Annotated in this window: 2 protein-coding genes; both read right to left on the minus strand. The window is 62.7% G+C overall.

Annotated elements, in window-relative coordinates; translation table 11 throughout:
• Window positions 1-347: IS3 family transposase (locus U1700_RS15130; protein WP_332753498.1), on the minus strand; the 347-nt coding region annotated here is incomplete at its 3' end.
• Window positions 344-745 (minus strand): transposase, encoded by a 402-nt coding sequence (locus U1700_RS15135; RefSeq protein WP_332753499.1) that lies wholly within the window; start codon window positions 743-745, stop codon window positions 344-346. The genes U1700_RS15130 and U1700_RS15135, both read right to left, overlap by 4 nt.
• Window positions 746-1114: the final 369 nt, after the last annotated feature.

Here is a 1114-nt window from a genome sequence, read left to right on the forward strand (position 1 = left end):
TCCGAACACCAGCGGGTGTTGCGCTGGTCGACGGCGACGCGGCCGTCGTGACGGCGTTCCTCGCGCTGTTCGCCGCCTCGCTGGAGCAGCAGGCCATGCACTTTCATGACGCGGTACACCCGCTTGGGATTGGGCGCTGCGCGCCCGGTCTTCTCGGCTTGGCGGCGCAGTAGGGCATGGACACGACGATAGCCATAGGTCGGCAGATCAGCGACGAGCAGCCGGATATCGGCGACCAGCTCGGCATCCGGCAGTGGTGGTCGCCCGCGCGGTCGTGGCGGCGGCCGGTTGCGCATCGCAGACAGATGCGGGCGGGCGACGCTGAGCGCATCGGCTACCGCGGTCACAGAATGTCCCCGGGCAGCGAGGTCGAGCGCAAGAGCAGTTTTTTTGGGCCTGCGGCCCGGGACACGGCCTCACGCAGCAGCTCGTTCTCCATGGCCTTCTTGCCGAGCAGCCGCTGCAGTTCGCGCACCTGTGCCTCCAGCGCCCGGTACTCGGACGCTGGCACCACCTCCTCGCCGGCTGCCGCGGCGGTCAGCGCGCCCTGGTTCATCAGGCGCCGCCAGGTGAAGACCTGGCTGCCGCTGATGCCGTGCTGGCGGGCGACGAGCGACACGCTCATTCCCGGAAGATACGTCTCCTCGACGATCCGGACCTTCTCCTCCGGTGTCCACCGCCTCCGGCACTGGACACCGGAGAGGACCTCGCCGTCATTGTAACGCCTGGTCGTACCGTCAGTCATATGCCTCACTCTTATCCAAGAGCGAGGCCCTGTCAGGTCATTTGAGGGGCCACCTCAGAAAGCGTGCATTCAGTCAGCCTGACCATTCCCGTTTTCCCGTCATCGAAGGCCAATTTCGGGAACGAGCAATTGGGAACATATTTCGGGAAAGGTGACGCCTCTGCCGCCTTTCGGTACGGTCAAAAGGGCCGCTTTCTCTATACGGGTTCGTTTTTGGGATCCAGAGCGTAATAGATGGCGCGATTGCAGGCACAAGGGGCTGCTCGATCTATACGATAAGTAGTTTGCGTTCTTGATTTTGGTGACCAATGCCAGGATCAAAACAAGCTATGGAATTTCCAAACGTCGACGCAGTCGCCTTTCACATCG

Origin of the sequence: Sphingomonas sp. RB1R13 (genome assembly GCF_036663775.1) — a bacterium.
In the GTDB taxonomy this organism is placed as follows: domain Bacteria; phylum Pseudomonadota; class Alphaproteobacteria; order Sphingomonadales; family Sphingomonadaceae; genus Sphingomicrobium.